Consider the following 25,808-nt stretch of genomic DNA (forward strand, 5'->3'; position numbering starts at 1 on the left):
GATCTCCCTCGATCCCGCGGGACGTACCGGCGGAGCGATCTGTTCCGCCTCAGTGCCGCAGACGGCTTCTACCCCCGTGCGCCCCGCTTATCAGGGGAAGGCGTGATCCGCCCGGCCCTGGACCGAGGTCGATGACGAATCCGCTGCGGGGCCGGGTGGGGATCCGGCCCAGCGGGATCGACAGGTCCTGCCGCGGTACGTCGGCGTCCAGGCGGGCGAGGGCCGGGGACAGCGTGGTGAGCAGCGAGAGGGTGATGTCCTCTCCCGGGCACCGGTGGCCGGTCCGCGCGTCCCCGCCGCCCTGGGGGATCAGCTCGTCGCGGCCGGGTTCGCGGCCCAGGAAGCGCCCCGGGGCGAAGTGGTAGGGCCGCTCCCAGAGCGCGGGGTCGTGGTGGTGTCCGTACACGTCGAGGAGGAGCAGCGTCCCGGCCGGGATCTCCTCGCCGGCGCAGGCGAGGTCGCGGGCGGCCAGGCCTCCGATGAAGGGGACGAAGGGGTAGAAGCGGCGGACCTCGTGGGCGAACGCGCGGGCGTGGGCGGGGCCGTGGGCGCGCAGCTGCTCGCGCTGGCCGGGGTGGCGGTGGAGCGCGTGCGCGGCGAAGGTGACGAACCAGCTGATGGCGACGGTCGGACGGATGATGTTGAGGAGTTCGACGGCCGCCGTGTGCGGGTCGAGGAGGGTGCCGTCCGGCTCCCGGTGCAGGGCGACGGCCTCCACCACGGTCCCGGGGACCAGGTGCGGGTCGTGGGCGCGGACGCTGTAGACGGCGGCCAGAAGGCCCTGCTCCTGGCGGTGCCGGGCGCGGCGGGCCCTGACGTGCCGGGGCCCGGCGGTGGCGAAGCCGTCCACCATGGCCACGCAGTCCTCGGCGATCTCACGGGCCGCCTCATCGGTCACCGGGAGGCCCACCCAGTCGCAGACCGCCCCCGCGAGCAGCGCGGCCACTTCGTCGAACAGCACCACCCTGCGGCCCTCCCAGTCGTCCAGGGCGTCGCGCCAGCCGCTCTCGACCCGCGCGTTCAGGCCGCCGACGGCCTCCGCCGACATGAGCAGCTTCACCAGCAGTTCCTTGCGCCCCCGGTGGTGTGCTCCGTCCAGGGTGTGTACCGCTCCCCTGCCGAAGAGGGTGTCGAGGACCGGGGCCGGCAGCGCGCCGTGCCGCTGGACGCGGCTCTCGTCGTAGAAGAGGGCGACGGCCTCGGGGCCGTGGAGCAGGACGGCGGGGTGCCCCATCAGGCGGGTGTGCACCACCGGCGCGCCGTCATGGGCGCGGCGCAGGTCGGGGGCCCACGCGTAGCCGTGGGTGAGCAGGGAGAGGGTGCTGTCGATGTGGTGTCCGGACATACGGGGCGCCTACCCGGGCCCGGGGCGCGCATTCGGGCGGGTTCCGGTGGTCACGGCGGACGGGGTCAGGCGCCCGTGTAGCGGAGTACCACCGCGACTCCGTCCTCCAGCGGCAGCTCCTCGTCCGGTACGGAGACCAGCTCGGCCTGGGTGCCGGCCGCCGCGCGGATCAGGGCCGCGCCGGGCGCCGGCTCCTCCCAGTAGTACTGAAGGCCGAAGGCGCTCAGCTCCTCGCCCGTCAGAGCCAGGTGTACGGGCGCGGTACCGACCCACAGGTGCCGGTCGAGCCGTGCGGGCCGGGTGAGGATCAGGGTCTGGGCCTGCCCGCGCTGGAGGGCTGCCACGGCCGCGGCGAGGCCTTCGACGTACTCGGGATGGCGGGCCCGCTGCACGAGGAACGTGTCGGTCTGGTGCCTGTCGCGGTCGGAGAGCCTGCCGTCGAGCAGGATGGCGAGCTCCTCCTCCAGGAGGGCCCGGCCGGGTTCGCGCCGGCGGTGCTGGCCGTCCTTGAGCTTCACGAGGGCGCCGTGCAGCCGGCTGGGGGCGGCTCTGATCAGGCTGTTGACGGCCCAGGGGTCGCCGGCGAGCACGACCATCTCGGTGCCCGCCGAGTCCATCCCCGCCACCAGTTCCCCGACGAGTTCTTCGAGCTCCTTGGGCCAGCCGTCCACCGGGATGCTCCGGTGGAAGCGCGTGCCGGGGGCGACGCGGCTCGTGGGCCAGCGGCCGCTCTCGCAGTCGATCTCCAGCTCCTCGTACGATCCGCCGTGGTCGGCGGCGTGCCCTGCGGCATGTGGGGTGGTGTGCTCGGTGACGTGTACGCGGTGCAGGATCACCACCGCGTACGGGATGTCCGGGGTGTGCTGGAGGGCGAGGGGCAGCGTGTCGGGCAGCATCCCGTACTGGGCGGTGTCACGGGCCGGCGGCTCGGGCAGGCGCTCGGCCAGGACCAGCTCCCCGTGGGCGGCGAAGACCGCTCGGCCGTGCGGTCCGGCCACCTCGCGGTCCGAGCCGACGGCGTCGTCGATCGCCTCGACGGTGGCCGGGTCGGTGTCGTGGGCGAGCAGCCGCTTGCGGAGGGTGCGCCATCGCAACTCCAGCGCCCGGTCGGCGTCCTCCAGGTCACGGGAGGTGTCGAGGTACACCGAGGCGATGGGGCCGGGGTGGGCGTAGAGCGGGGTGAGGAACTGCAGCTTCACGGCTTCCTCCTGGGGAGGAGGAGTGCGGGTGTCGGCGCGTCGGCCCCGTCCCCGGGCCGGGTGCGGGCTCGGGATCCGGGGGGCGCGGTGCCGGTCGCGGAGCCTGTGGGTCGCCGGGCCACGGATGCGTGGGAGGCGCCGGGGCGGGCTCCGACGGATCACGCGGGTGGGGATGCGTGGGCGGGCCGGTTCTCTGATGCCTCATGCTGCCCACCTACCCCGGTGGGCGGGCCGTAGACCCGGCGCACGGGGATTGGAGTGCCGGACGGTGGGCAGGCGGCTCCGGGGAGGGGTGGACAGGCCGGCCCCGCGCCGGCCGGACCTCGACTCTGCGAGGACGAGGACGAGAACGATGGACGCGAGGACGATGTCGACGGCCCGCCGGATCCTGCGCGAGTACGGCACGACGTACGCGGAGGAAGCGGGCATCCGGCTCCGGGACGCCCCGTCCCCGCTGTACCGGCTCCTGGTGCTGTGCGTCCTGTTCTCGGCCCCGATCCGCGCGGGAACGGCCGTCGGGGCGGCCCGCGAGCTGTTCGCGGCCGGGCTCCGGACCCCACGGGCGATGGCGGATTCGGCCTGGCAGGACCGGGTCGACGCGCTGGGGCGCGCGCACTACCGCCGGTACGACGAGAGCACGGCGACCGCGCTGGGCGCCGGGGCGCACGTGCTGCTGGAACGCTGGCAGGGCGACCTGCGCAGGCTGCGCGACGAGGCCGGGGCCGACCCCGCCCGGGTGCGGGAGCTGCTCCAGGAGGTGCCGCGGATCGGCCCGACCGGCGCCGACATCTTCTGCCGCGAGGCCCAGGCCGTCTGGCCTGAGCTGCGGCCGTTCGTGGACGGGCGCGTACGCGGGGCCGCGGCCGACGTGGGCCTGCCCCGTACGGCGAAGGCGCTCGCCGCGCTCGTTCCGGCGCGCGACTTCGTACGCTTCACCGATGGCCTGGTGCGCGTGAGCCTGACGCACGATGCGGCCGACCGGCTGCGCGCCGCGTGAGGCGGAGCCGGTTCAGTCCCCGTACCCGGGCGTCGGCCGTACGTCGAACCCGCGCGCCGCCTCCGTCGGCGCCGCGATCTCCTCGCGGACCTCGACGGCCCGGACCACGGCCGCGGGCGGCCCCGTACGCGCCCACCGCACCATGGCCTCGACCGCGTCCTCGCCGCCTTCGAACAGGGCCTCGACGTCGCCGTCGGGGAGGTTGCGCACCCAGCCCGCCACACCGTGCTCCAGCGCCTCACGGCGGCAGGTGTCCCGGAAGAACACCCCTTGCACGGTCCCCGACACGATCACGCGCTTGCGTACCATGCCCCCGACCATACGGCGGGATCGAGCCGTTCTCCGGGCGCCTGCCGGTGACGGGACCGGCGCGGCGGCAGACTGGAGGGGCCTCGACGAAGGGGTTCCGCCCCCCTTCCCCGGACCGGAAGGAGCGACGTGCCCGTTCCGATCATCATCGACTGCGATCCCGGACACGACGACGCCCTCGCGATCATGCTGGCGGCCGGCGACCCCGCGGTCGATCTGCTGGCCATCACCACGGTCGCGGGCAACCAGACCCTCGAGAAGACCACCCTGAACGCGCGCCGCGTCTGCACCGTCGCCGGAATCACCGACGTGCCCGTCGCGGCCGGGTGCGACCGGCCGCTCGTCCAGCCGCTCGGCGTCGCGGACGACGTGCACGGGGCCTCCGGGCTCGACGGGCCGATGTTCCCGGAGCCCACCGTGGACGTCGTCCCCGAGCACGCGGTGGAGCTCATCCACCGGACGCTGGCCGAGCATCCGGAACCGGTCACCCTCGTCCCGACGGCTCCGTTGACCAACATCGCCCTGCTGCTGACCCGCTATCCGCGGGACGCGTCCCGTATCCGCGAGATCGTCCTGATGGGCGGCTCGACGGAGCGCGGCAACCGCACCCCGGCAGCCGAGTTCAACGTCCTCACGGATCCGGAGGCCGCGGACATCGTCTTCCGCAGCGGCGTGCCCGTCACCATGTGCGGCCTCAACGTCACCCATCAGGCGCTGGCCACGCCCGAGGTGGTGGCCCGCTTCGAGGGGCTCGGCACGCCCCTCGGGCGGATCTGCGCCGAGCTGCTGACCTTCTTCGGGTCCACGTACCGCAGGCTGTGGGGGTTCCCGCACCCGCCGCTGCACGACCCCGTCGCGGTGGCGCGCGTCATCGACCCGGGGCTCGTGCACTGCGTGGACGCCAACGTGGTCGTGGAACTGCACGGCCGGTACACGCGCGGCGCCACCGTGGTCGACCTGCACCGCTACGTGGACCGCCCGGTCAACGCGCGGGCGGCGGTGCGGCTGGAGGCCGACGCCTTCTGGGACCGGATGGTCGCGGCCGTGGCGACGCTCGGAGGGGCACAGGCCGGGTCGCCGGGTCGGGTCGGACACTGAGCGGTCTGTCGCGGACCCGTCAGATCTGGATAATGGATCCGACGGACCGACCCACCGACCGAAGAGATGAAGGACCGATGACGCTCGAAGTAGGCCGGCGGGTCAAGCTCACTGCAGACGTCGTCCTGCCCGGCCCGGTCACCCTGGCCGGTTCCGACCCGGCGGCGCCGGTCGCCGTCGCCGGTTCGCTGGGTCTGGCATCGGGCACCGAGGGAACCGTCGAGCGGGTGAACGACGGCCGGAACCGGCAGCCGCAGCCGAGCCACGAGGTCGACGAGTACCTCCGGCTCACCTCGCTCCTGGCCGACTACGGCCACCACATGCCCCCGGCGAGCAGGAAGCACATCGACGAGCACGTCGCCTCCCTCAAACCCGCGTGGATCGCCTACCAGGGGCAGCAGGCGCGCGTGACGGTCCGCGTCCGCCTCGACAACGGGTTCGTCCTCGACGACGCGCAAGAGGACCTCTTCACCTCCGCCTGACCCGCTCCGCTCCCCGGCGTGATCAGCGAACCCGGCCCGCCGACGGTTGGGCGGTGCGACCTCCGGTACGGCGCGCGGCAGTTCGCACTCATCCGAAGGCCGGCCGCCCTGCCGCCCGCGAGACGTAGCGTGGCCCCATGAAGACCGTCTCGGTGTCCTGGGCAGCGGCGTGCGCGCGCCGGATGGGGCGGCAGGGGCTGCTCACCCCCGCCGCGACCACCGGGTGCTCGCCCGCCGACATGGCCGGGCGGATGCTCGGCGCGCACGCCCAAGTGCCTTCCGCGGCGGAGCTCTCCATCGCGCTGCGCCTGGACGGGGCGACCCGCACGGACGTGCGCGACGCCCTGACCGGTGGTCAGGGACCGCGACCCGGCACGCTGGTCAAGACCTTCGGGCCGCGCGGCACCATCCACCTGCTGCCGGCCGGCGACCTGCCGTGGTGGACCGGCGCCCTCTCCGCCCTGCCCGCGCGCCCGAGCCCCTTCCGCCCCGAGGCCCGGATGACGGCCGCCCAGACGGACGAGGTGATCGCCGCGATCGGCGACGCGCTGGCCGGCACCGAGCTGACGGTGGACGAGCTGACCGAGGCGATCGTGGCGCGGACCGGATCCTGGGCCGCGGACCCGGTGATGCCCGCCTTCCAGACCTTGTGGCCGCGCTGGCGCCAGGTCACGCACTGCGCCGCCCACCGCGGCGTGCTGGCCTTCGGCCGCGGCCGAGGGCGCAAGGCCACGTACACCAACCCCGGCTGCACGCCCGCCTCCCCCACCCGCTCGCTGCACGAGCTCGTGGACCGCTACCTGCGCGCCTACGGGCCCGCCACCGCCCGGGACTTCGCCGCCTGGCTCGCCGTACCCGCCGACTGGGCCGCCGAGCTCTTCGCCTCCCTCGCCCGGGAGAAGCGCATCGAGGAGGTGGCCTTCGCGTCCGGGCGGGCCTGGACCGCCGCCGGAGACACCGCCTTCCCCGACGAACCCGTGCGCGGCGTGCGGCTCCTGCCGTACTTCGACGCGTACGTGATCGCCGCCCGCCCCCGCGAGCTGCTCTTCCCCGGCGCCGCGGCCGCCCGCGCCCTGGCGGGCGGCCAGGCCGGCAACCACCCCGTCCTGCTGGTCGACGGTACGGTCGCCGGCGTCTGGCACCAGCGCCGTACGGGGCGCCGCATCGCACTCACCGTGGAGCCGCTGGAGTCAGCGGAGCCGCTGGGCAGGGCCCACCGCCGCGCGCTGGACCAAGAGGTGGAACGCACGGGCGCGGCGCTCGAAGGAACCGCGGAGCTGACCCTCGGCACGATCACCGTAGGCCCCCACGCCTGACCCGGGGCGGACCTGATTCGCGCGGCCCGGGGCGGGTAGGGGCGCAAGCGGTACAGGGAGGTGTCGGGCATGCCCACGGAGGCCGGGCGGGACGAGACCGCGGAGGAACGCGCGGACCGGCGGTGGCAGGAGCTCATCCAGGAGATCCGCGTCGCCCAGACCGGCGTCCAGATCCTCTTCGGATTCCTCCTCACGGTCGCCTTCACCCCCGTGTTCGACGGCCTGGCGGCCACCGAAAAGACGACGTACATCGTCACCGTGGTCCTGGGCTCGCTCGCCACGGGCGCGCTCATCGGGCCGGTCGCCTTCCACCGCGTGGTCTCGGGTCGGCGGATCAAGCCCGAGGCCGTCACCTGGGCCGCGCGCCTGACCTTCGCCGGCCTGATCCTGCTGCTGGCCACCTGCTCCTCGGCGCTGTTCCTCGTGCTGCGGGTCGCCTCGCACAACGCCGTCGTCCCGTGGCTCGTGGGGGGTGTGGTGGCCTGGTACCTGACGTGCTGGTTCCTGCTGCCCCTGTGGGTCCGGTTCCGCCACACGTCCAAGGAGTGACGCGCGTCCGAGGAGTGACGGCCGGCCGTCAGGTCGCGTGCCAGTGGAACTTCCCGCCACCCACCCAGCGGACCTCGTCCGGGTCGTCCAGGTCGTGGATCACGATGCCGGCGGCCGAGGCGAGGAGGAGCACGTCCGTCATGAACCTCGCGGTGCCGACGACCTCGCCGTCGATCTCCACGATGCGGAACGGCGGGTCACCGGGGAGCACGCCGCGCACCCTGACGCGCGCCGGGGAGATGTAGGGGATCGAGCTCTCGGTCATACGGGACTCGCCTCCACTTCGTGAGCGGAGCACCACCGGCCGACCCGGGGAGGCGGCCCCACGGACCCGGTTCCTGCGGTCTGGTCCGCCCCGCGTCCGAAACCGCAGGGCGGCAACCGGCTTCTGCCCCGCGGCCGCGGTCCGAAACGGGTGACGCACCGCGACCGGGCCGGCTCAGCCGGTCCCCGCACGGCTCCCCACGGCCTGCGGCCGGCCGGCCGCGCACTCGGGGCACAGACCGCGGTAGGTGACCTCGACCCCGGACACCGTGAAGCCGAACCGCTCCCGCGCCGGGAGGCCGGCCAGCGGGTCGCCGGTCGGGTGGACGTCGCGGATGATGCCGCAGCCGGAGCACACCAGGTGCTGGTGCGGGTGGTGCGCGTTGGGGTCGTAGCGCTTCGCGCGGCCGTGGGCGGAGACCTCCGCCACCTCCCCGAGCGAGACCAGTTCGCTCAGGACGTTGTAGACGGTCGCCCGGGAGATCTCGGGCAGCAGGCCGGCCGCGCGCGCGTGCACCTCGTCGGCCGTGAGGTGCACGTGCTCGCCCTCCAGGACCTCCGCAACGACACGCCGCTGGGACGTCATGCGCCAGCCGCGCTCTCGCAATCGCTCCAGCAGGTCACTCATTTTCGGTTCACCTGTTCAGAATCGGCGGGATGACAGAAGCCTATCCGCATCGAGCGTGAATGCGGGTTCTGCTGCGCGGCGAATACCGCCCGAAATCGCGATGATCGGAATATCTCATCTTTTACGCCCTGCGTGTTCTCACAATGGCGCGGCGTACGGTGCGCGACCATACGGGCTGCACGGCAACACCGAGACAGGAAGAAGGACGGACGTGTCCGGCAGCGAAAGCGAGAACCCAGCCATCTCCTCCCCCACCCCCACGCAGACTTCCCCCAGGACGAACCGGGACTGGTGGCCGAATCAACTTGACCTACAGGTTCTCCACCAGCACTCGCCCGGGTCCAATCCAATGGACGAGGACTTCGACTACGCGGCGGAATTCACGACCCTGGACGTCGACGCGCTCAAGCGGGACGTCATCGGCGTGATGACGGCCTCCCAGGACTGGTGGCCCGCCGACTACGGCCACTACGGGCCGCTCTTCATCCGGATGAGCTGGCACGCCGCGGGCACGTACCGCATCGAAGACGGCCGGGGCGGCGGCGGCTCCGGCGCCCAGCGTTTCGCCCCCCTCAACAGCTGGCCGGACAACGCGAGCCTCGACAAGGCGCGCCGTTTGCTCTGGCCCGTCAAGCAGAAGTACGGCCGGAAGATCTCATGGGCCGATCTTCTGGTTTTCGCCGGAAACTGCGCCATGGAATCCATGGGATTCAAGACGTTCGGATTCGGATTCGGACGGGAGGACATCTGGGAGCCGGAGGAAATCTTCTGGGGGCCCGAGGACACCTGGCTCGGAGACGAGCGGTACACCGGCGACAGGGAACTCACCGGTCCTTTCGGCGCCGTGCAGATGGGGCTGATCTACGTCAACCCGGAAGGCCCCAACGGAAATCCCGATCCGCTGGCCGCCGCACGGGACATTCGCGAGACGTTCGGGCGCATGGCGATGAACGACGAGGAGACCGTCGCGCTCATCGTCGGCGGCCACACCTTCGGCAAGTGCCACGGCGCGGTCGATCCCGAGTACGTCGGTCCGGAACCCGAGGCCTGCCCGATCGAGTTGCAGGGCCTCGGCTGGACGAACTCGTACGGCAGCGGCAAGGGCGTCGACACACTCACCAGCGGGCTCGAAGGCGCCTGGACCACCGAGCCGACGAAGTGGGACAACGGGTACCTGGACAACCTGTTCCGGTACGACTGGGAGCTGACGACCAGCCCGGCCGGCGCCCAGCAGTGGACCCCCACGGACCCTTCGGCCCAGGGCACCGTGCCCGATGCCCATGACGCGTCGAAGCGGCACGCACCGATGATGCTGACGACGGACCTCTCGCTGAAGCTGGACCCGGTCTACGCGCCGATCTCGAAGAGCTTCCACGAGAACCCGGACAAGCTCGCGGACGCCTTCGCCAAGGCCTGGTACAAGCTGCTGCACCGCGACATGGGGCCGCTCTCCCGCTACCTCGGCCCGTGGATCCCAGCGCCGCAGCTGTGGCAGGACCCCGTGCCCGCGGTCGAGCACGCGCTCGTCGGGGACGCGGAGATCGCCGACCTCAAGACCCGTGTCCTCGCCTCGGGGCTGTCGGTGTCCCAGCTGGTCACCACCGCCTGGGCGGCGGCGGCGAGCTTCCGCGGCACCGACAAGCGGGGAGGGGCCAACGGGGCCCGGATCCGGCTCGCGCCGCAGAAGGACTGGGAGGTCAACGCCTCGCCCGAGGTGGCGGGGACGGTGCAGAAGCTGGAGGGGATCCGGCGGGAGTTCAACGACGCGCAGAGCGGCGGGACCGCGGTGTCGCTCGCCGACCTGATCGTCCTGGGCGGGTGCGCGGCGGTCGAGCAGGCCGCGAAGAACGCCGGGCACGACGTCACGGTCCCGTTCGCACCGGGGCGCACGGACGCCTCGCAGGAGCAGACCGACGTGAACTCGTTCGCCGTACTCGAACCGAGGGCGGACGGGTTCCGCAACTACCTGCGGGCCGGCGAGAAGCTGTCGCCGGAAACCCTCCTGTTGGACCGCGCCAACCTGTTGAACCTGACCGCGCCCGAGATGACGGTTCTCACGGGCGGCATGCGCGCCCTGAACACCGGTTTCCAGGGGTCGCAGCACGGCGTGTTCACCAGCCGGCCGGAGGCGTTGACCACCGACTTCTTCGTCCACCTGCTGGACATGGGGACGGAGTGGAAGGCGTCGGCCTCGAACGAGAACGTGTTCGAGGGTCTGGACCGCGCCACGGGCAAGGCCAAGTGGACCGCCACCGCGGTCGACCTCGTCTTCGGTTCGAACTCCCAGCTCCGGGCCGTCTCGGAGGTCTACGCGTGCGCGGACGCGGGAGAGAAGTTCGTGCGTGACTTCGTGGCGGCGTGGGACAAGGTGATGAACCTCGACAGGTTCGACCTCGCCTGAGCCGCGCGTCCCGGCCGGTCGGCCCCGCTCCGGCCCGCCGGGGCGGGGCCGACCGGTGTCAGAACGCGTTGCGGCGCCGCAGTCCGAACGGGCGTCCGTCCGGGTCGACCAGGACGTGGTGCAGCGGAGTCGCGAGCACCCGCTTGACGGCGGGCAGCTCCGGCGGCACGTAGCGGCGCAGCCGGCCCGGGGGCCGGGGACCGCGGCGGCCTTCCTCGTGCCAGGCGTCGAGGGCGGCGGCCGCCTCCGCGAAGGCGGCGAACGCGGTGACCGGGTCGCAGAGCGCGTCCTGCGCTGGCCCGCCAGGCCCGTCCGGCCCGTCCCCGTCCGCCGCTTCCAGGTGCTCGCGCATGAGCTCGAGGCGCAGCTCCCGGGCGAACACGCGCGCGCCGTCGCCGAGACCGCCCGGATCGGACGGGGCCCGCGGGTCCGGGCTCTGGTCGAGCACGACGCAGCTGAGCTCCGAATCGTGCGTCCACGACCGGAGGTTGATGTTGTCGGAGCCGACGGACGCCCACACGTCGTCGATCACGCACACCTTGGCGTGTACGTAGACGGGCGTTCCGGCGGGGTTCTCCAGGCCGTAGACCGCGACGCGGTCGCCGCCGGCGCGGCGCAGCGCGTCCAGGGCCGCGATCCGCCCGATCAGGTTCATCGGCAGGGTGAGCGGGCCGTCCTGCTCCGGGACCAGGGGGATGACGCCGATCAGACGCAGCCGGCGATGCGCGCTGAGCGCCCGGGCGAAGTGGCGCACCACCCGGGGGGACCAGAGGTACTGGTCCTCCAGGTAGACCAGCCCCTGCGCCCGCCGGAGCGCTTTGATGTAACCCCGTGCGATGCTCCGCTCGCCATCGGGTGCGAACGGGTAGCCGTACAGCAGCCGGTTCGGATAGGTGCGCAGCACCTGCACCGTCTGCGTGCCGGCGGGCGCGGGATCGGGTGCCTGCGGTGGCAGGGCGTCCGCGCTGGTGTCCTCCCGGTGCACGAGCTCCCGCAGCCGTGTGAGGGGGCTGCGGCTGAGCGGCGCCGGGTCCTGCCAGCGTTCGCGGAAGACGGCCTCGACGTCGCCGACGGCCGGCCCGCGCACGGCGAGCTGGACGTCGTGCCACGGCGGGTGCGGCCCGTAGGCGGAGGCCATGGGCAGCGACTGGCGGTCGCCGCGGTGGCCGGCGTCGTCGTTGCGGTTGTGGCAGAGGTCGATGCCGCCGACGTAGGCGACGTCCAGCTCGGGGCGGCCGGGGTGGCGCAGTACAACCATTTTCTGGTGGTGTGACCCACCGGGCCGCACCCGCAGGTCGAGCAGGCATTCGCCGCCGGCTTCCTCGATCTCCGCGCCGAGGCGGCGGTTCGCCTTCTGGCTGAAGTGAAGGCTGTCCAGGTGGGAGCGCCACAGCAGCCCTTTGACGATCACACCGCGCTCCGCGGCCTGTTGCAGGACGGTACCGATCTCGGTTCCCGGTCCGCCGAGCCGCTCGTCGGGGTCGCCGCGCCAGTCGGTGAACAGGAGCAGGTCGCCGGCCCGCATCGCGCGGATGCCGGCCAGGAGCTCCGCGAAGTAGGCGGCGCCGTGGACCAGGGCCCGTACGCGGTTTCCCTCGGACCAGGCCGACCCGTCCGAGTGGCGCTCGTCCAGGCGCGTCGCGTCGTTGCCCCGTTCGTCCGCTGTCAGCATCCAGTGTGCGTACGTCACGGCATCGTCCTCCGACCTGCGCCTACCCGCCGCACGCGTCCGCACTCTGTCCGGCGGCGGCCTCCGTCACCGCCCGGCCGGCCGGGCCGAGGGAGAGAGGTAGGCCCGGTAGCCGGGTGCGCCCGGGAGGTCCGGCAGCGGGTGGGGGCGCCAGCCGCGGGCCCACGGCGGGGGCCGCTCCCCCTGGACGAGGACGGCCACCGGACGGGTCCGGGCGAGTGCCACGAGCTCCTCGGCGGTGATGCTGCCGTCGTGCCCGCCGTGGACCTGGCGGGACGCGCACCCGGCGGAGAAGGCCGCCCTGACGCCCTCGCTGCCGCTGATCACGCACGGCGGCCGGATCCCCTGGCGGCGCAGTTCGGCGGCGATCTGCGTGAAGGCCGTACGGGTGGCCCGGCTGCGCTCCGCCGCGGCTGCGGTGATCGCGAGCTGGACGGCCAGGTGGAAGCCGACGGCGGCGAGGCAGAGGGCGGTGAGGGCCCGCGAGCGCGCCCGGGCCGCCATGACGAGCCGGGCCAGGAAGACCGCGACGGGGAGGGAGAGCAGGGCGTAGGCGGGGAGCAGGAAGCGGGGGGCGGCGTAGCCGATCAGCAGGAGGTAGGGCGCGGCGAGGGACAGGCCGACAGCCGTCGGTACGAGGATCACCCGCAGCCGGCCCGCGCGGTGGGCGGTGATCAGGCCGCCCGCGATCAGCGGCGGCAGGGCCAGCCACCACAGCCCGGTGACCGGCCGGGACCAGGGGCCGTCACACGGACGGCACAGGGTGCGGCCGTCGAGGGCGCGCAGCTGGTCGGCGAAGGCCGGGTTCCAGCCCAGGCCGCCCTGGATCTCGCCCGCCCGGTGCAATCGGGTGAGGAGGCCGCCGTAGCGCAGCTCGGCCTCGACGACCCATTCCATGCCGCCGAGTACGGCGCCGGCCGCGAGCGCCGCGAGCATCAGGGGGCGCCGCCGGGCGGGGACGGCGATCGCGGCGCACGCCAGGGCCAGGACGAGCCAGGCGGCGTCCATCGGCCGCATGAGCGCCGCGAGGGCCACGGCGGCGGTGAGTCCGGCCGGCGCGAGGCGGTCGCGGTGGTCGCGTGCGGTCCTCAGGAAGCAGCCGACGGCGAGGAGCGCGCCGAACGCCACCCAGAGGTTCGGCATGGCCTGGGAGCCGTAGAGGAGGGTCACCCACAGACCGGCGAACAGGCCGCCCGCGAGGGCGAGCACCGGCGCGGGCAGCAGCCTCCGCCACACCCACAGGCACAGCAGCAGCGCGGCCGCCGACAGCAGCGCCAGGAAGACGCGGAGTGCGGTCGGGGACGGGGTGAGCGCGGCGACCGGGGCGACGAGGTAGGTGATGCCGCGGGCCCGCGGGGCGCTGAAGAAGGCGGCGGGCGCCTGGCGGGAGACCTGGCTGACGTAGACGGTTTCGTCCCAGCCCAGTCCGGTGCCCGGCACGGCCAGGAGCAGCTGTACGAGGGCGTACGCCGCGGCGACGGGCGCCAGCCACGCCAGATCCGCGCGCCGGCCGCGCCGACCGGCGGCGGTGGACTTGGGTCGCGCACCCGAAGGGTCCGCCATCGCCTGGACTGAGTCACGCGCCATCGGCCGGCCTCGACTAGTTCGGATGGGGCAGGGAGCACCCTTGCGGGGAGCACCCTGGCGGGGGGGGCACCCCCACACTGCCCCGCCGTCCGCACGGCCACCACTGCAGGCGTACAGCCGGCCCAACGGGTGGGTCTTCACGCACCCTTGGCGCCGGGCTCGGCGCGCGGCGCCTCCGCGACCCCGGCTCGTTTGTACGTGCGCATCAGCAGGGCCGTCTCCACCTGGGTGACCCCGCCGAGCCGGGGGAAGACCCGGGCCGTGAAGGCGTGCAGGTCGGCGAGGTCGCGGTGGCTCGAGTAGCCGAGGAGTCCGGCGGACCCCGTGGTGACCACCAGGTGCCGCACCGCGGGCTCGTGCGCCAGCTGCCGTACGGCCGCGTCGAGGCCGCTGTGCGCCACACCGATCCGGAACCGGGCCTCCACCGGGTAGCCGAGCACCGCCGGATCGGCGTGCAGGCGCAGGTGCAGGATGTGCGAGGTCATCAGCCGGGCGAGGCGGCGCCGGGCGGTGGTTTCGCTCACGCGCAGCTCGCGGGCCAGCCGGGTGGTCGACATCCGGGCGTCCGCGCCCAGCAGCTCGACCAGGCGCCGGTCGAGGTCGTCGACGGTGAGCGGCGGGGGCAGTTCCCGCCCCGCCATGGCGAGCCGTCGTACCTCGGTGGGCTCCTCGTCGTACGGCGCCCAGTCGCTGGCGGTGAGCAGCAGCCGCAGCACCACGCTGGAGTGGATGTCCACGACCCCGTCCAGCCGCCCGATCGCCGAGTCCACGAGGGTCAGCAGGGCGTCGTGGCCGGGCGCGTTGATCTCGGCGAACACCTCCAGGGCACCTGTGGCCACCTCCACCGAGCGGGTTTCGGGCCGGCGGGCGATGGCCAGCGCCGTCTCGTGGACCCGCCCCGGGGCGCACCGTACGGCCAGCTCGGCGGTGATCCCCTCGCCCTGGTACTCGGGGACGAGGGCCGCGGTGAAGTGCACGTGGCCCGTCGCGATCATCCGCTCCAGGCGGCGGGCGACCGTCCGCTCGTGCACCCCGGCCGCCTCGGCCACGTCGGCGAAGGGGGCGCGGGGGTCGCGGTGCAGGGCGCGCAGCACCGCGTGGTCGACGGCGTCGAGCTCGGGCAGGGCGGCGGGGTGGGGCGCGCCGGTGGCTCCGCCCGCGGTACCGGTGTTCGTCGAGGGCCTCCCACGTGCCGGACCGTACGACACTCCGCCCGGCCCCGCCGCTGGCTGTCCGGGCCGGTTCCCTACGGCTGCCGCGATGCCGGAATCCGCCGCAGATCCGCACGTGAATGCCGCGTTCACCCGATTATCGGCCCCACTCTTGCCGGGGCGGCGCCCCGCACCGGACATTGTGGTGCGGAATCCGCCCGCAGGCGGTCCGCCCCTCCCCCTGCCTCGGCCGCACGGCCGTTCCCCGAACAGGTGATACGTATGACGGACACGACGGACACCGACGTCAGACCCCCGCACTCCCCGGCCGGGGCCGCCCCCGGCGGCCGACCTCAACTGGATCAGCATCGGCAACCTGCTGGCCAGCGTCGCCTTCACCCCGGTCCTGTCCCGGATGGGCGACCTCTACGGCCACCGCCGCGTGCTGCGCTGGAATCTGCTGATCGTCCTGCTCGGCTCGGTCCTGGTCGGCCTCAGCCGCGACTTCACCACCCTGCTGTGCGGCCAGATCCTGCAGGGCGCGTTCGCCGGCTTCTTCCCGCTGCTCGTCGGCATCCTGCGCAACCGCAGCCGGGGCGGCGGCGACGCCGAGAGCCGGCGCGGCATCAGCGTGATGGTCGCGGCGCTCGTCGCGGGCCTCGCCCTCGGGCTGGTGGCCAGCGGTTTCGTGGCCAGCACCGTCGACAGTCCGACCGCGGCCCTGTGGGTGCCCGCGGTCGCCACCAGCCTCGCCCTCGCCGTCACCTGGCCGCTGCTGCCCGAGTCGGACCACCGGCCGGGCGGCCGGATCGACTGGGCGGGCGGCGTCCTGCTCTGCCTCGGCCTGACCGCCGTCATGCTCGGCCTCGGCCTCGGCGGCACCCCCGGCTGGGAGTGGACCTCGCTGCGCACCCTCGGCTGCCTCGTCGGCGGCGCGCTCGTCACCGCACTGTGGGTGCGGGTGGAGCTGCGCACCCCGCAGCCGATGATCGACGTACGGATGTTCCGCCGCCGGGGTGTCGTCGTCGTCTCGCTGGTCACTCTGACCTTCACCTTCTGCATGATCGGGCTCCAGGTCGCGAACGCGGTGTGCATGGGGACCGCCCCCTCGGCCTTCGGCTACGGGCTGGGCCTCGACCCCTTCGCCATCGCCGTCGCGATGCTGCCCAACCTGCTGGCCCTCGCCCTCGGGGCGCTCATCGCGCCGGCCGTGGCCGCCGCGATCACCGACCGGCTCACGCTCGTCACCGGCTCCCTGCTGATGGCGGCCGGCTACCTGCTGTCGCTGTCCTTCCACGGCGACCTGGCCGTCTTCCTTGCGGGCACCGCGGTGGCGGGCCTGGGCACCGGGTTCCTCCAGCACTCCACCCGTACGCTCGCCGTGGAATGCGTACCGCGCGACCGCACCTCGGTCGGCTCCGGCATCAACGAACTCCTCATCAACGTCGGCGGATCCCTCGGCGCCGCCGCCGTCCTCACCGTCTTCGCGTCCCGCACCCCCGCCGGGCGGCCGCTGCCCGAGCTGAGCGCCTACACCCTGTCCTGGACGGTCTGCGCCCTGGTCTCCGTGGCCGGCGCCGCCATCGCCCTGCTCTACCGCGCGCCGCGCGGCGAGGAGGTGCGCGGATGAACGCCACCGACCTGAACCCCACCGACCTGCTGCGCGCACGGAGCCGGACCTACCTGACCACCCGCCAGGACGCGGTGATCGACCTCAGCCGCGAGCTGCACGCCGATCCCGAACTCGCCTACGAGGAGCACCGCGCCGCCCGGCGCATCACGGACCTCGTCGAGCGGGCCGGTTTTGAAGTCACCCGCGGCGCGTACGGCCTGCCGACCGCGTTCAGTGCCACCGCCGGCAGCGGCGAGCTCGTCATCGGCATCTGCGCCGAGTACGACGCGCTGCCCGGCATCGGCCACGCCTGCGGTCACAAGGTCAACGGCGCCGCCTCCGTGGCCGCTGCCCTGGCGCTGGCCCCGCTCGCCGACGAGCTGGGCATCACCGTCAAGCTCCTCGGCACCCCGGCCGAGGAGTCCGGCGGCGGCAAGGTGGACATGCTGCGCGAGGGTGCCTTCGACGACGTGGCCGCCGCGATGATGGTGCACGCCGCGCCCTCCGATTCGGTGGGCATGAGCTCGCACGCCATCAGCAGCTGGAAGGTCGGCTACACCGGGCGCGCCGCCCACGCCGCGGCGATGCCCGAGCGCGGCATCAACGCCGCCGACGCCATGATGATCGCCCAGGTGGCCATCGCCGCGTACCGGCAGCAGATGCAGCCCGGCGCGGTGGTCTCGGGGGTGGTCACCGGGGGCGGCGAGGCCGCGAACGTGATCCCGGCGCAGACCACGGCCGACTACGACTGCCGGGCCGTCACCAGCGAGGAGCTCGCCGAGCTCCAGGCCCGGATCCGGGCCTGCTTCGAGGCCGGAGCACTGGCCACGGGCGCCGAACTCGCCCTGGAGACCGTCGGGAACGACTACGCGGACCTGCGCCAGGACTTCGCCATGGGCCGCAGCTACCTCGCGGCCGCCCGCGACCTGGGCCGCCAGGTCCAGGACCTGGACCCGACCCTGCGGGGCGGCTCCACGGACATGGGCAACGTCTCGCGCCTCGTGCCCACGATCCACCCGATGATCGGCTACGACTGCGGGGACGCGATCATGCACAACCCGGAGTTCACCCGGTACGGAGCCACGGCCCAGGCCGACCGCGCCGTGCTCGACGGAGGGCTGGCCATGGCCTGGACGGCGATCGCCCTCGCGACGGACCCGGCCCACCGCCAGTCCCTGCTGGCCCGCCTGGCAGCCCGTGCGGGCGGGGCCGTGCTCGGCTGACGCGGCCCCTGCCCCGGCAACCTTCTCGGGCCGGTACGGGTCTTCGGTACCGGGGCCCGCGCGGGCGCTTCGTACACGAGGACGGAGGAGCGCCATGGGGGTCCGCAGAATCGTGAAAGGCTTCGGCGAGTTCCTGGTGGAATTCGTCGGGGAAGCCGTCGGCGAGCTGATCCTCACTCTGGTCGCCTGCGCCCTGCTCGCCGGCCTGGTTCTGCTCGCCTACCTGAGCTGGTCCTTCAGCCCCCGCCTGACCGTGGCGGGCGCCGGACTGCTCGGCCTCTTCCTCGCGCACGGCGCCTGGCGGACCTTCCGCGGCCCCGCGAAGGGCCGCCGCGGTCGCCGCCTCGCCGCCGTGACCACCGCCGGATTCACCGTCGCCGCCGTGACGGCTGTCTTCCTGTTGCTCTACGGCACGGGCTGCGGCTGCGTGTGACGCGTCCGGTACTCAGCCGAACCAGACCACCAGGCGGACGTTCTCGTCGCCGTGGACGCCCGCCAGTTCGCGCATCGCCGCCCATACCGGGCCCCAACTGCCGTCGGGCGGGGCGAACATGCGGGGAGTGAGGACCACCGGGCGGTACGCGGCGCCGTTCAGGCGGACCTCGCCGCCCTGCGGCCATTCCGACGGCATCAGATACTCGCCGAAGGCCGCCTTCGCCGCTTCGCTCACCTCGCCAGGTGCCCAGACCGCGTGGTCCAGTACGAGCTCGCCGTCCGGGCCCGGCAGCCATACGCCGACGCAGGTGTCATCGGGACCGTCGGCCAGCGGCCCGTCCCAGTCGGCCGCCGCGACCTCCGCCCATGTGGCGTGCGAGTGGCTGTGGTGCCATTCCTGGCACGCGCTGGAGACCGACTCCGAGACGTCGTCCGGGAGCCCACGCCGGTCGAACAACGCCCGTTCCACACCGAGGCCTCCGCCAAAGCCGAACAGGCACTCCCAGGCGAAACGCTGCCGCACGAGCCCGAAGTCCAGCAGATCGATCTCGATGTCCCAGCCCTCGCCGGGTTCACACGTCTCGATCACACCATCTATGTCCGCCCCCATGAGCGACCATCCTAGGGCGGCGCGGCGGTCGATGACACGGCGTGACCAACGGCTCGGATGTCGCGGATGTACCAGTCGAATCGGGTGCCGTCCGCGTCCGGAAGCTGCCGCGCGTAGGTGAAGCCCGACCGTCGCGCGACCGCTGCCGACCCAGGGTTCTCCGGGTCCACCTGGATCACTGCTTGGGTCGCCCCTTCGGCTGTGGCGTACTGGCAGACCAGGTTGACCGCGCGCGTGGCCAGTCCCTGGCCGCGCCAGGCCGGGTAGAGCCCGTAGGCGAGGTTGACCTGCCCGGGGGCGAGGCCCGCCATCTCGAAGCGAAGGTCGACCGTGCCGGCCAGAGCGGCCTGGGCGCCGACGCGCACTCCGAAGGCACGCAACGGCCCACCGGTAGCCCATTGCTCCATGCACAGGCGGAAGTACGCCTCTGTGCCCGATCGGGTTCCCGGCCCCCCGTTCAGCCAGCGCACCAGCAGTTCGTCCTCGCCCGCCAGGTGCGCGTCAGCGTCGTCCACGTGCAGTGGGGACAGGGTGACGACGCCGTCCGACAACTTCGCATCATGCATGGGGCGACTCTTCGCCCTTGGGTATCCACGTGCAATCGAATATCCCGGCGAGGTGCAGGAGAGGGAAGGACGGCTGTGTGGCCGGCGTGCGTCCCGGCATGACGCGGGGTCAGCCAGGCGTGGGCCACAGGCGGGGCAGCATCACCAGCGCGAGCAGCAGTGCGAGGCCCAGGACGCAGCCCGCGACCAGGAAGGCGGCAGGGGTGGCGCTGTCGCTGACGACGCCGGCCGCGTCCTGCGCGTCGTCGTTCGCGCTCAGGACCACGGCGCCGGCGCTCGCCAGCCCCAGCGCGCCGCCCAGCTGCCGGAACGTCTGCCGGAGCACGGACGCGTCGGTCCGCTTGTACGCGGGCACCGCATGCATCATCTCCGCGCTCAGCGCGGGCACGGGCATGCCCATTCCGAGCCCGGCGAGGACCATCCCGGGCACCTGCCACCCGTACTCCAAGGACGGCAGCGCGGCGGTCCAGGCCAGCGCGCCCAGCGTGCCGGCCGACAGGCCGATCAGGGCGGGCACCGGGATCGACCCGAAGCGGTCCAGCAGGTACCCGGACAGGAACGTACCCGCGGCCGGCGCCGTGACCAGCGGGAGCAGGCAGACGCCGGTGGCCCGGAGCGACTCGCCCATCGCCTGCCGCAGGAACAGCGTGCCGTGCACCAGCAGGACGAGCTGCGAGGCCTGCACCATGGCCGTCAGCGCCACCTCCACCGCCTAGCGGCGGATGCGCAGCAGCCTCAGGTCGACGAGGGGCCGCGGGGACCGCGGGGACCGCAGGACGAACCGTACGGTCACGGCCAGCGCGAGCGCCCCTCCCACCAGGGTGGTGAGCGTCCTTGCGTCGGTGACGCCCCAGACACCGCACGTGTAGAGCCCGAGGACGAACGCGCCCAGGGACAGGACCACGGCACACGGCTGCCCCGCGGTGAGCGCGCCGCCCGGGGCCTCGTCGCGTACGTGCGACTCGGCGATCGCCCACAGTGCGAGCGCGCCGACGGGCACGTTGACGAGGAACACGGAGAACCAGCCGAGGTACTCGATGAGCACCGCCCCCGCCACGGGGCCCACGACGAAGAACACCTGCGCCAGCCCCGCGTACAGCGCGAGCGCCCGCCCCCGCTCGCGCTCCCCGTACACGTTCGCGATCAGCGTCGTTCCCGAAGCGGAATGTGCGCAGGAGACCGAACCGGCGGGAGAGCATCGCCCCGACCGGCGTGAACGCGGACATCGCCAAGGTGTAGACGAGCACCATGGCGTGCATGACGAACGTGGTGAGGCCCAGGCTCCGCGCCACCGGATCGAGGACGATGGCTACGACGGTCTGGTCGAGCATGACCATCCCGCCGGCGCAGCCCATGGCGCCGACGACGGGGCGTTTGCGGGGCGCGGCCTGAACGGTCACCGGACGGAGCTGCCGCTCCGCGGTCGGCCCGGTTCAGCGCACACGGGTGGCGGGGAGTTCCGGGGCCAAAAACGGAAGGCCGTTTTCACAGGTCAAGTGTGGCTCGGATCTCTGACGGTCGGCAAACCGTCGCCAGCGGTATCCGAGGAGTCCAAGACCCGCCCGGCTACCCGCTGGGCAAAGTGTCCGCACCTCTCAGTGCTGCCCTACCGACTTGGTCCGCCGCTGATAGGACAAGGCGCACACGCCGAGAGACAACCCAATGGAGAAGAAGTTGACGAAGCCGACGATGAACACCCACGGGGACATGCCGGCCGTGTTCGCCGTGGAGAGTCCACCGGCCGCCATCACCACCAGGCCGAGGCCTCCGTAGGGAGTGAGGGCCACCGCCGAGGCCCATCCGGGTGCAAGAGGAAGCCATCGAGGGACCCGCCGTCCGCGCAGCCCGGGTACCCAGCGCGGGAAGATCTGGCCCCACGGTCGGGTGAGGGCTCCGAGGAGCACGATGCCCAGAAGAATGCCCACGGCGGTGAAATCGATCCCGTGCTCCTCCAGCCATACAAGAACTCGGGGAGCCCCGTTCTCGGCGAATTCCTCGGCGATACTCATGCCGACTGGTTTGCCCGCCGTTCCACCCCATGACCAGTACTCCTTCATCGCCACATAGGGAAGGCAGCCGATGGCACCCGCGATCGCCACCCGCCTGACGGTCAGCGGGGGGCTGATGTACGACATGCTGGATTCGGTGCTTCGACGCATGTCATTACCCTGCCGAAGGACAAGTGCTCCACGCATCCACCCAGGGCACAAGCTATTCCTCCCCCCTGCGGGGGAGATATGCGTCGGGCGAAAGCCGGTGAATCAACGAGGCCTTCCTGCGAGCCGTGACGAGTCCTGCGGCGTCCGGCGGCCGTAGGGTCGAATCCCGTTCCCGAGGAGGATTTCCGATGCGCAGCGTGACCTACTCGATGAATGTCTCCCTAGACGGCTACATCGTCGGGCCGGACGGCGGCTTCGACTGGACGACGCCCGACTCAGAGGTCTTCCGTTTCTGGATCGACGAGATCCGCGGGGTCGGCGTCCACCTGCTGGGACGACGGCTCTACGAGACGATGCTGTACTGGGAGAACGCCGACGAGGATCCATCGCTCGGCGCCCCCGAACTGGAGTGGGCCTCGCTCTGGAACCCGCTCCCGAAGGTGGTGTTCTCCAAGACGCTGTCGACGGTGCAGGGCCATGCCCGCCTGGCCTCCGGCGGCCTGGCGGAGGAGATCGAGCGGTTGCGAGCCGAGCCGGGAGAGGGCGACATCGCGATCGGCGGGGCGACCCTCGCCGCCGAGGCGGCCGGGTTGGGTCTGATCGACGAGTACCAGGCCGTGGTCTACCCGGTACTGGTCGGCGGTGGCATTCCGTTCTTTCCGCGGGACGAGCGCCGGGTGGATCTCGAACTCGTCGAGACCCGCACCTTCAGCTCGAACGTCGTCTACCTCCGCTACCGCGTGGTTCGCCAGGCCGACCTCTAGAAGTCTCCGACGCGCTGGGAGGGCCGGCCAGGAGAGTCGCCGGCGGCCGGCCTGACCGGCCGGCCGCACCTGACCGGCCGATGGGTACGCCTTCCCCGCCACGGCGTCCGGCGGCACGTCAGGCGCCGGGATGGGCGCGGGGGACCCAGCCGTTGGCGGCTCCTGTGTGGATCAGGTCCTGCGCGTACTGCCAGAGGTCTGCGGAGGCGTCCTTGATCACGGACTTGCGGGCGAGTACGTCCTGCTCGGTGACTCCTGGAGTGCGCCAAGTCCCGCCGCGGTTACCGTAGTTCAGGAGCAGCGGCTGGAGCCGGTCCATGGCCTTGGCGAAGCGCGCCTCGGGGGTGCTGCGCTCCTCGAACTCGTCCCACAGGGACCGGAAGTGGTCCTGCTGGTCGGCCGGCAGGAGGGCGAACAGCTTGTCTGCTGCCTGTTGTTCCCGTGCTTCCTGGTCGGCAGCGGCCTCATTGTCGTACAGGAAGGTGTCTCCGGCGTAAATCTCCACCAGGTCGTGGAGGACGACAAGGGCGAGGACCTTGCTCGTGTCGATGGGCTCGTCCGCGTATTCGGCGAGTACCAGGGTCATCAGGGCGAGGTGCCAGGAGTGCTCGGCGTCGTTCTCCCTGCGGTTCGCGGCCAGCAGCGGGCTCTGACGGAAGACGTCCTTGAGCTACTTCCGGACAGTGCCCAACCCGAGCAGCTCACAGCAACCAGCAGCAGCACGCCGTAGGCGCCGTCAGGGCCGATGCACTTCGGCGTCGGTCCCGACGGCAAGTCCACAGAACCGGACGGCTACTTCGCAGCCTGTGCCCGAACGGTGCCGGCGCCGATGGCGCCCCGGAGGACGTGGGTGATCTCCTCGGGCTTGAGGTCGATTCCGTCGAGCCCCTCGACGGTCAGCGGAATCTCCTCCAACGCGTATTCGCCGCGGCCCTCGGCACTGAACTCGGGCCCGGAGCGGTCCTCGAAAGACCAGGTGGCGATGCGGGCGATGTAGAAGAGCTGACGCTCGCCCTCGGACTCCATCGTGTGAAGGAGTCGGACGATGTCGGCCTTCCCCGCAATCTCCTCGTGGATCTCACGGTGAAGGGCGGCCTCCCTCGACTCATCGCTGGGTTCGACGCCACCGCCGGGCAGGACCCAGTACGCGGGGATGCCGGGCTTGGTACGACGGATGACCAGCATCGTGTCGTCAGCGGTGACGAGGACGGCGCGGACTCGTTCGATCATTTCGGTCTGTCTCCTTGCTTGTTGACGGTCTCAGTGCAGCAGCCAGCCGTCATCGACGTGGACGGATTGCCCAGTGATGAACGACGCGGAGGGGCCCACGAGGAACGCCACCAGGGCCGCGACTGCACTCCCTTGGTCGGGCCAACGTCCTCGCCCGTCAGGGCGCCGGGCGTGGGCTCGCCGAGCACTGGGCCAGCTTGAAGTACTGCCAGGCCCTCACCGGCAACGACGGCCGCCTTCGACTCCACGTTCGGCCCGCCGAGGCGGCCGTCCGCCGCGAGCGACGCCGCCTGACCCCAGCGCCCCGCCAGATCCGCTGCTCGGTACAACGTGCTGTACCGAGCAGCGCCGGGCCTCGAACGCCACCGAGAGCCTCATGGCGGGACACCAGCGAACCTGACGAACTATCACCAAAGTCAGCATTGGGTCAGCATTGGTCCTGGCAAAGCTGACCCCACCAGGTCACACATGGGAAAGCACGGAGCCGCGGAATCAGCTTCCGGGAACCCCTGCCGCGAGCCCCTCCGGAACGATCTCCGCGGGGCGCCACCTTCGCTCCGGCTGATCTCGAGCCGATCGGCTCGATCTGAAAACATGCGGGTCAGCGCACCCGCCCGCGTGCTTTCAGGGGCACCGGCGGGAGTTGCGGAGCGGGGATCGGGGGGCCGTCGTAGCCCTTTACCTCGCCGTAGCGGGTGCCCTCCATCCAGTCCTTGCGCGCCTGTACGATCTCCTCGTTGGAGCGGCCGATCCAGTTCCAGAACATGACGATCTCCTCCTCGAACGGCTCGCCGCCCAGCAGCATCAGGCCGGCATCCGAGGCGGCCCGCAGGGGGAGTTCGGTGCGGCCGCAGCCCAGGTAGAGCATCGAGCCCGGGAGGACCGGGACGCCGTCCACGTGGGCCTCGCCCGACATCGACAGGACCGCGTACTCGAAGTCCGGGTCCAGCGGGAGCCGGGTTTCCGTGCCCGCCGCGAGGGCCAGGTCCGCGCCGACGATCGGCGTGTACGCCGTGCCGGGCGAGGTCGCCGTGTCCAGGGTGCCCAGGATGACCGTCGCCGTCAGGCCGGGGGCCGTCACCTGCGGGAGGTCCGCGTGGTGCTGGAAGTGCGGATCCACGTCGCGGCGGGCGTCGGGGAGGGCAACCCACAGCTGCGCGCCGTGCAGGAAGCGGGCGTGCGGGCGCGGGCTCTCCTCCGAGTGGGAGATGCCGCGGCCGGAGGTCATCAGGCCCAGTTCGCGGGGGCGGATCGTGGCGAGGCTGCCGACGCTGTCGCGGTGCAGGACCTCGCCCTCGTGGAGCCAGCTCACCGTCTGGAGGCCGGAGTGCGGATGCGGAGCGATCTGCATGCCGGGCTCGTCCGCGATGTCGTCCGGGCCGTAGTGGTCCACGAAGCACCAGGCGCCGACCATGCGACGGCCCAGGTTCGGCAGGAGTCGGCGGACCTCGTGGGTCTCCCCGAGCTTGACGGTCCGCGGGCTGAGGAGTTCGCGCACCGGTTCGGCCACGACGAAGCCGCGGCCGCCGCAGGTGGAGAGAGCGGGCTGGCGATCGAGATTGCTCATACGGACAACCTAGCCGCGCGGCGACGCCCGTGTGGGGTGGAATCTTCCACCGCTGGAGCGTGTTGGAGGCTTCGTACACACCACCCGAGTGCTGGAAGGGTTGCCATGGAGGCAATGGAGGCGATGACGGCGATGGCGGGCGGGCCGACGGCCTACCTGGAGCACGGCACCGCCGCCGAGCGCTGGGCCCGCGCCGGGCTGTTCTTCGACGCCAAGGAGTACGCGACGGCCGCCCGCGTCCTGGAGCCGCTGGCGGGCGAGGCGCCCGAGCAGCTCGCGCCGCGGCTGCTGCTCGCCCGCGCCTACTACCACTCCGCCCAGCTCTCGCGCGCCGAGCAGGAGCTGCGTTCCATACTGGAGCGCTGGCCGGTGGAGGACTACGCGCAGCTGATGCTCGGCCGCACCCTGGAGCGGCAGGGCCGGGCCGCCGAGGCGCGCCCGTACCTGCGGATCGCCGCCGCGATGGCCGGCGAGTTCCCCGAGTAGGCGACTGAGACGGCCCCGGCCCCCCCGGGGGGGGGGGGGGGGCCCGGGCGGGTTGGCGGGGGGGGTTTTTTTAGCCCCGGATAACCCCCACGGGGCCGAACCGCACACCCCCCAGACCCCGGGACCCCCCCCGCCGCGCC

General features: G+C 72.6%; 26 protein-coding genes and 2 pseudogenes. 12 read left to right on the forward strand and 16 right to left on the reverse strand.

The window, feature by feature from the left end:
* Positions 1 to 49: 49 nt before the first annotated feature.
* Positions 50 to 1,345: a cytochrome P450 gene (locus tag AB0O21_RS06740; protein ID WP_365167056.1), complete on the reverse strand. Its 1,296-nt coding sequence runs from the start codon at positions 1,343 to 1,345 to the stop codon at positions 50 to 52.
* Positions 1,346 to 1,410: 65 nt separating this feature from the next.
* A complete protein-coding gene (locus tag AB0O21_RS06745) occupies positions 1,411 to 2,544 on the reverse strand; it encodes a hypothetical protein (RefSeq protein ID WP_365167058.1) in 1,134 nt (377 codons plus the stop codon).
* 352 nt (positions 2,545 to 2,896) lie between these two features.
* Between AB0O21_RS06745 and AB0O21_RS06750 the strand changes: the two genes are divergently transcribed.
* On the forward strand, positions 2,897 to 3,541 hold the full coding sequence (locus AB0O21_RS06750; RefSeq protein ID WP_365167060.1) for an endonuclease: 645 nt from the start codon (positions 2,897 to 2,899) through the stop codon (positions 3,539 to 3,541).
* A 12-nt stretch (positions 3,542 to 3,553) separates the two neighbouring features.
* Here AB0O21_RS06750 and AB0O21_RS06755 read toward each other — a convergent pair whose 3' ends face one another.
* Positions 3,554 to 3,850, reverse strand: coding sequence for an acylphosphatase (locus AB0O21_RS06755; protein WP_365167063.1), 297 nt, complete (start codon positions 3,848 to 3,850; stop codon positions 3,554 to 3,556).
* 129 nt (positions 3,851 to 3,979) lie between these two features.
* Between AB0O21_RS06755 and AB0O21_RS06760 the strand changes: the two genes are divergently transcribed.
* The 4 genes from AB0O21_RS06760 (at position 3,980) to AB0O21_RS06775 (ending at position 7,295) form a co-directional block, all read left to right on the forward strand.
* Positions 3,980 to 4,948 carry a nucleoside hydrolase gene (locus AB0O21_RS06760; protein ID WP_365167065.1) on the forward strand — a complete coding sequence of 323 codons (969 nt, stop codon included), beginning with the start codon at positions 3,980 to 3,982 and terminating at the stop codon, positions 4,946 to 4,948.
* Between the two features lie 77 nt (positions 4,949 to 5,025).
* Positions 5,026 to 5,430, forward strand: coding sequence for a hypothetical protein (locus AB0O21_RS06765; protein WP_365167068.1), 405 nt, complete (start codon positions 5,026 to 5,028; stop codon positions 5,428 to 5,430).
* A gap of 137 nt (positions 5,431 to 5,567) precedes the next feature.
* Complete coding sequence (locus AB0O21_RS06770; RefSeq protein WP_365167070.1) at positions 5,568 to 6,746, forward strand: winged helix DNA-binding domain-containing protein; 1,179 nt, start codon at positions 5,568 to 5,570, stop codon at positions 6,744 to 6,746.
* A gap of 69 nt (positions 6,747 to 6,815) precedes the next feature.
* The gene (locus AB0O21_RS06775; protein WP_365167072.1) at positions 6,816 to 7,295 is read left to right on the forward strand and encodes a DUF6328 family protein; all 480 of its coding nucleotides are present in this window, start codon (positions 6,816 to 6,818) and stop codon (positions 7,293 to 7,295) included.
* Between the two features lie 28 nt (positions 7,296 to 7,323).
* On the opposite strand, the gene AB0O21_RS06780 is transcribed toward AB0O21_RS06775, so the two are convergent.
* On the reverse strand, positions 7,324 to 7,560 hold the full coding sequence (locus tag AB0O21_RS06780; protein ID WP_365167075.1) for a hypothetical protein: 237 nt from the start codon (positions 7,558 to 7,560) through the stop codon (positions 7,324 to 7,326).
* 174 nt (positions 7,561 to 7,734) lie between these two features.
* Positions 7,735 to 8,187: a Fur family transcriptional regulator gene (locus AB0O21_RS06785; RefSeq protein WP_365167078.1), complete on the reverse strand. Its 453-nt coding sequence runs from the start codon at positions 8,185 to 8,187 to the stop codon at positions 7,735 to 7,737.
* A 241-nt stretch (positions 8,188 to 8,428) separates the two neighbouring features.
* Here AB0O21_RS06785 and katG point away from each other — a divergent pair, with 241 nt between their 5' ends.
* Positions 8,429 to 10,588, forward strand: coding sequence for a catalase/peroxidase HPI (gene katG, locus AB0O21_RS06790; protein WP_365167140.1), 2,160 nt, complete (start codon positions 8,429 to 8,431; stop codon positions 10,586 to 10,588).
* 58 nt (positions 10,589 to 10,646) lie between these two features.
* On the opposite strand, the gene AB0O21_RS06795 is transcribed toward katG, so the two are convergent.
* From AB0O21_RS06795 to AB0O21_RS06805, 3 genes are all read right to left on the reverse strand, one after another.
* Positions 10,647 to 12,278 (reverse strand): phospholipase D family protein, encoded by a 1,632-nt coding sequence (locus tag AB0O21_RS06795; protein ID WP_365167080.1) that lies wholly within the window; start codon positions 12,276 to 12,278, stop codon positions 10,647 to 10,649.
* 66 nt (positions 12,279 to 12,344) lie between these two features.
* Positions 12,345 to 13,865 (reverse strand): hypothetical protein, encoded by a 1,521-nt coding sequence (locus AB0O21_RS06800; RefSeq protein ID WP_365167082.1) that lies wholly within the window; start codon positions 13,863 to 13,865, stop codon positions 12,345 to 12,347.
* 137 nt (positions 13,866 to 14,002) lie between these two features.
* Complete coding sequence (locus AB0O21_RS06805; RefSeq protein ID WP_365167084.1) at positions 14,003 to 15,073, reverse strand: Lrp/AsnC family transcriptional regulator; 1,071 nt, start codon at positions 15,071 to 15,073, stop codon at positions 14,003 to 14,005.
* A 301-nt stretch (positions 15,074 to 15,374) separates the two neighbouring features.
* Between AB0O21_RS06805 and AB0O21_RS06810 the strand changes: the two are divergent.
* The 4 genes and pseudogenes from AB0O21_RS06810 to AB0O21_RS06825 all read left to right on the forward strand — a co-directional run.
* A pseudogene (locus tag AB0O21_RS06810) lies at positions 15,375 to 16,070 on the forward strand (MFS transporter); the annotation flags it as partial.
* Positions 16,071 to 16,076: 6 nt separating this feature from the next.
* Positions 16,077 to 16,646, forward strand: coding sequence for an MFS transporter (locus AB0O21_RS06815; RefSeq protein WP_365167141.1), 570 nt, complete (start codon positions 16,077 to 16,079; stop codon positions 16,644 to 16,646).
* On the forward strand, positions 16,643 to 17,851 hold the full coding sequence (locus AB0O21_RS06820; RefSeq protein WP_365167086.1) for an amidohydrolase: 1,209 nt from the start codon (positions 16,643 to 16,645) through the stop codon (positions 17,849 to 17,851). Before AB0O21_RS06815 ends, AB0O21_RS06820 begins: the two co-directional genes overlap by 4 nt.
* A 94-nt stretch (positions 17,852 to 17,945) precedes the next feature.
* On the forward strand, positions 17,946 to 18,284 hold the full coding sequence (locus AB0O21_RS06825; protein ID WP_365167088.1) for a lysine transporter LysE: 339 nt from the start codon (positions 17,946 to 17,948) through the stop codon (positions 18,282 to 18,284).
* 12 nt (positions 18,285 to 18,296) lie between these two features.
* On the opposite strand, the gene AB0O21_RS06830 is transcribed toward AB0O21_RS06825, so the two are convergent.
* The 5 genes from AB0O21_RS06830 to AB0O21_RS06850 form a co-directional block, all read right to left on the reverse strand.
* Positions 18,297 to 18,896, reverse strand: coding sequence for a hypothetical protein (locus AB0O21_RS06830; RefSeq protein WP_365167091.1), 600 nt, complete (start codon positions 18,894 to 18,896; stop codon positions 18,297 to 18,299).
* A gap of 11 nt (positions 18,897 to 18,907) precedes the next feature.
* Positions 18,908 to 19,462: a GNAT family N-acetyltransferase gene (locus AB0O21_RS06835; RefSeq protein WP_365167094.1), complete on the reverse strand. Its 555-nt coding sequence runs from the start codon at positions 19,460 to 19,462 to the stop codon at positions 18,908 to 18,910.
* A 109-nt stretch (positions 19,463 to 19,571) separates the two neighbouring features.
* Positions 19,572 to 20,165, reverse strand: coding sequence for an MFS transporter (locus AB0O21_RS06840; RefSeq protein ID WP_365167096.1), 594 nt, complete (start codon positions 20,163 to 20,165; stop codon positions 19,572 to 19,574).
* 9 nt (positions 20,166 to 20,174) lie between these two features.
* Positions 20,175 to 20,759: an MFS transporter gene (locus AB0O21_RS06845; RefSeq protein ID WP_365167143.1), complete on the reverse strand. Its 585-nt coding sequence runs from the start codon at positions 20,757 to 20,759 to the stop codon at positions 20,175 to 20,177.
* Between the two features lie 298 nt (positions 20,760 to 21,057).
* Positions 21,058 to 21,597 (reverse strand): hypothetical protein, encoded by a 540-nt coding sequence (locus AB0O21_RS06850; protein ID WP_365167098.1) that lies wholly within the window; start codon positions 21,595 to 21,597, stop codon positions 21,058 to 21,060.
* A 212-nt stretch (positions 21,598 to 21,809) separates the two neighbouring features.
* Here AB0O21_RS06850 and AB0O21_RS06855 point away from each other — a divergent pair, with 212 nt between their 5' ends.
* Positions 21,810 to 22,385 (forward strand): dihydrofolate reductase family protein, encoded by a 576-nt coding sequence (locus AB0O21_RS06855; protein ID WP_365167101.1) that lies wholly within the window; start codon positions 21,810 to 21,812, stop codon positions 22,383 to 22,385.
* Positions 22,386 to 22,503: 118 nt separating this feature from the next.
* Here AB0O21_RS06855 and AB0O21_RS06860 read toward each other — a convergent pair.
* The 3 genes and pseudogenes from AB0O21_RS06860 to AB0O21_RS06870 all read right to left on the reverse strand — a co-directional run.
* Positions 22,504 to 23,043, reverse strand: a pseudogene (locus AB0O21_RS06860) (HD domain-containing protein); the annotation flags it as partial.
* Positions 23,044 to 23,177: 134 nt separating this feature from the next.
* Positions 23,178 to 23,615, reverse strand: a complete 438-nt coding sequence (locus AB0O21_RS06865) for an NUDIX domain-containing protein (protein ID WP_365167104.1) — start codon at positions 23,613 to 23,615, stop codon at positions 23,178 to 23,180.
* Positions 23,616 to 24,216: 601 nt separating this feature from the next.
* Positions 24,217 to 25,182, reverse strand: a complete 966-nt coding sequence (locus AB0O21_RS06870; protein ID WP_365167107.1) for a pirin family protein — start codon at positions 25,180 to 25,182, stop codon at positions 24,217 to 24,219.
* 105 nt (positions 25,183 to 25,287) lie between these two features.
* Here AB0O21_RS06870 and AB0O21_RS06875 point away from each other — a divergent pair, with 105 nt between their 5' ends.
* Positions 25,288 to 25,668: a tetratricopeptide repeat protein gene (locus AB0O21_RS06875; protein ID WP_365167110.1), complete on the forward strand. Its 381-nt coding sequence runs from the start codon at positions 25,288 to 25,290 to the stop codon at positions 25,666 to 25,668.
* Positions 25,669 to 25,808 lie beyond the last annotated feature (140 nt).

Source organism: Streptomyces sp. NPDC091371, from assembly GCF_040684275.1.
Lineage (GTDB): Bacteria > Actinomycetota > Actinomycetes > Streptomycetales > Streptomycetaceae > Streptomyces.

Excerpts from the sequence above, each read along its gene's own strand:
- AB0O21_RS06865 (WP_365167104.1), bottom strand. The coding sequence starts at position 23,615 with ATGATCGAACGAGTCCGCGCCGTCCTCGTCACCGCTGACGACACGATG.
- AB0O21_RS06775 (WP_365167072.1), top strand. The coding sequence starts at position 6,816 with ATGCCCACGGAGGCCGGGCGGGACGAGACCGCGGAGGAACGCGCGGAC.
- AB0O21_RS06765 (WP_365167068.1), top strand. The coding sequence starts at position 5,026 with ATGACGCTCGAAGTAGGCCGGCGGGTCAAGCTCACTGCAGACGTCGTC.
- AB0O21_RS06800 (WP_365167082.1), bottom strand. The coding sequence starts at position 13,865 with ATGGCGCGTGACTCAGTCCAGGCGATGGCGGACCCTTCGGGTGCGCGA.
- AB0O21_RS06740 (WP_365167056.1), bottom strand. The coding sequence starts at position 1,345 with ATGTCCGGACACCACATCGACAGCACCCTCTCCCTGCTCACCCACGGC.
- AB0O21_RS06825 (WP_365167088.1), top strand. The coding sequence starts at position 17,946 with ATGGGGGTCCGCAGAATCGTGAAAGGCTTCGGCGAGTTCCTGGTGGAA.
- AB0O21_RS06830 (WP_365167091.1), bottom strand. The coding sequence starts at position 18,896 with ATGGGGGCGGACATAGATGGTGTGATCGAGACGTGTGAACCCGGCGAG.
- AB0O21_RS06815 (WP_365167141.1), top strand. The coding sequence starts at position 16,077 with ATGATCGGGCTCCAGGTCGCGAACGCGGTGTGCATGGGGACCGCCCCC.
- AB0O21_RS06785 (WP_365167078.1), bottom strand. The coding sequence starts at position 8,187 with ATGAGTGACCTGCTGGAGCGATTGCGAGAGCGCGGCTGGCGCATGACG.
- AB0O21_RS06870 (WP_365167107.1), bottom strand. The coding sequence starts at position 25,182 with ATGAGCAATCTCGATCGCCAGCCCGCTCTCTCCACCTGCGGCGGCCGC.
- AB0O21_RS06875 (WP_365167110.1), top strand. The coding sequence starts at position 25,288 with ATGGAGGCAATGGAGGCGATGACGGCGATGGCGGGCGGGCCGACGGCC.
- AB0O21_RS06835 (WP_365167094.1), bottom strand. The coding sequence starts at position 19,462 with ATGCATGATGCGAAGTTGTCGGACGGCGTCGTCACCCTGTCCCCACTG.
- AB0O21_RS06750 (WP_365167060.1), top strand. The coding sequence starts at position 2,897 with ATGGACGCGAGGACGATGTCGACGGCCCGCCGGATCCTGCGCGAGTAC.
- AB0O21_RS06820 (WP_365167086.1), top strand. The coding sequence starts at position 16,643 with ATGAACGCCACCGACCTGAACCCCACCGACCTGCTGCGCGCACGGAGC.
- AB0O21_RS06770 (WP_365167070.1), top strand. The coding sequence starts at position 5,568 with ATGAAGACCGTCTCGGTGTCCTGGGCAGCGGCGTGCGCGCGCCGGATG.
- AB0O21_RS06855 (WP_365167101.1), top strand. The coding sequence starts at position 21,810 with ATGCGCAGCGTGACCTACTCGATGAATGTCTCCCTAGACGGCTACATC.
- AB0O21_RS06850 (WP_365167098.1), bottom strand. The coding sequence starts at position 21,597 with ATGTCGTACATCAGCCCCCCGCTGACCGTCAGGCGGGTGGCGATCGCG.
- AB0O21_RS06755 (WP_365167063.1), bottom strand. The coding sequence starts at position 3,850 with ATGGTACGCAAGCGCGTGATCGTGTCGGGGACCGTGCAAGGGGTGTTC.
- AB0O21_RS06780 (WP_365167075.1), bottom strand. The coding sequence starts at position 7,560 with ATGACCGAGAGCTCGATCCCCTACATCTCCCCGGCGCGCGTCAGGGTG.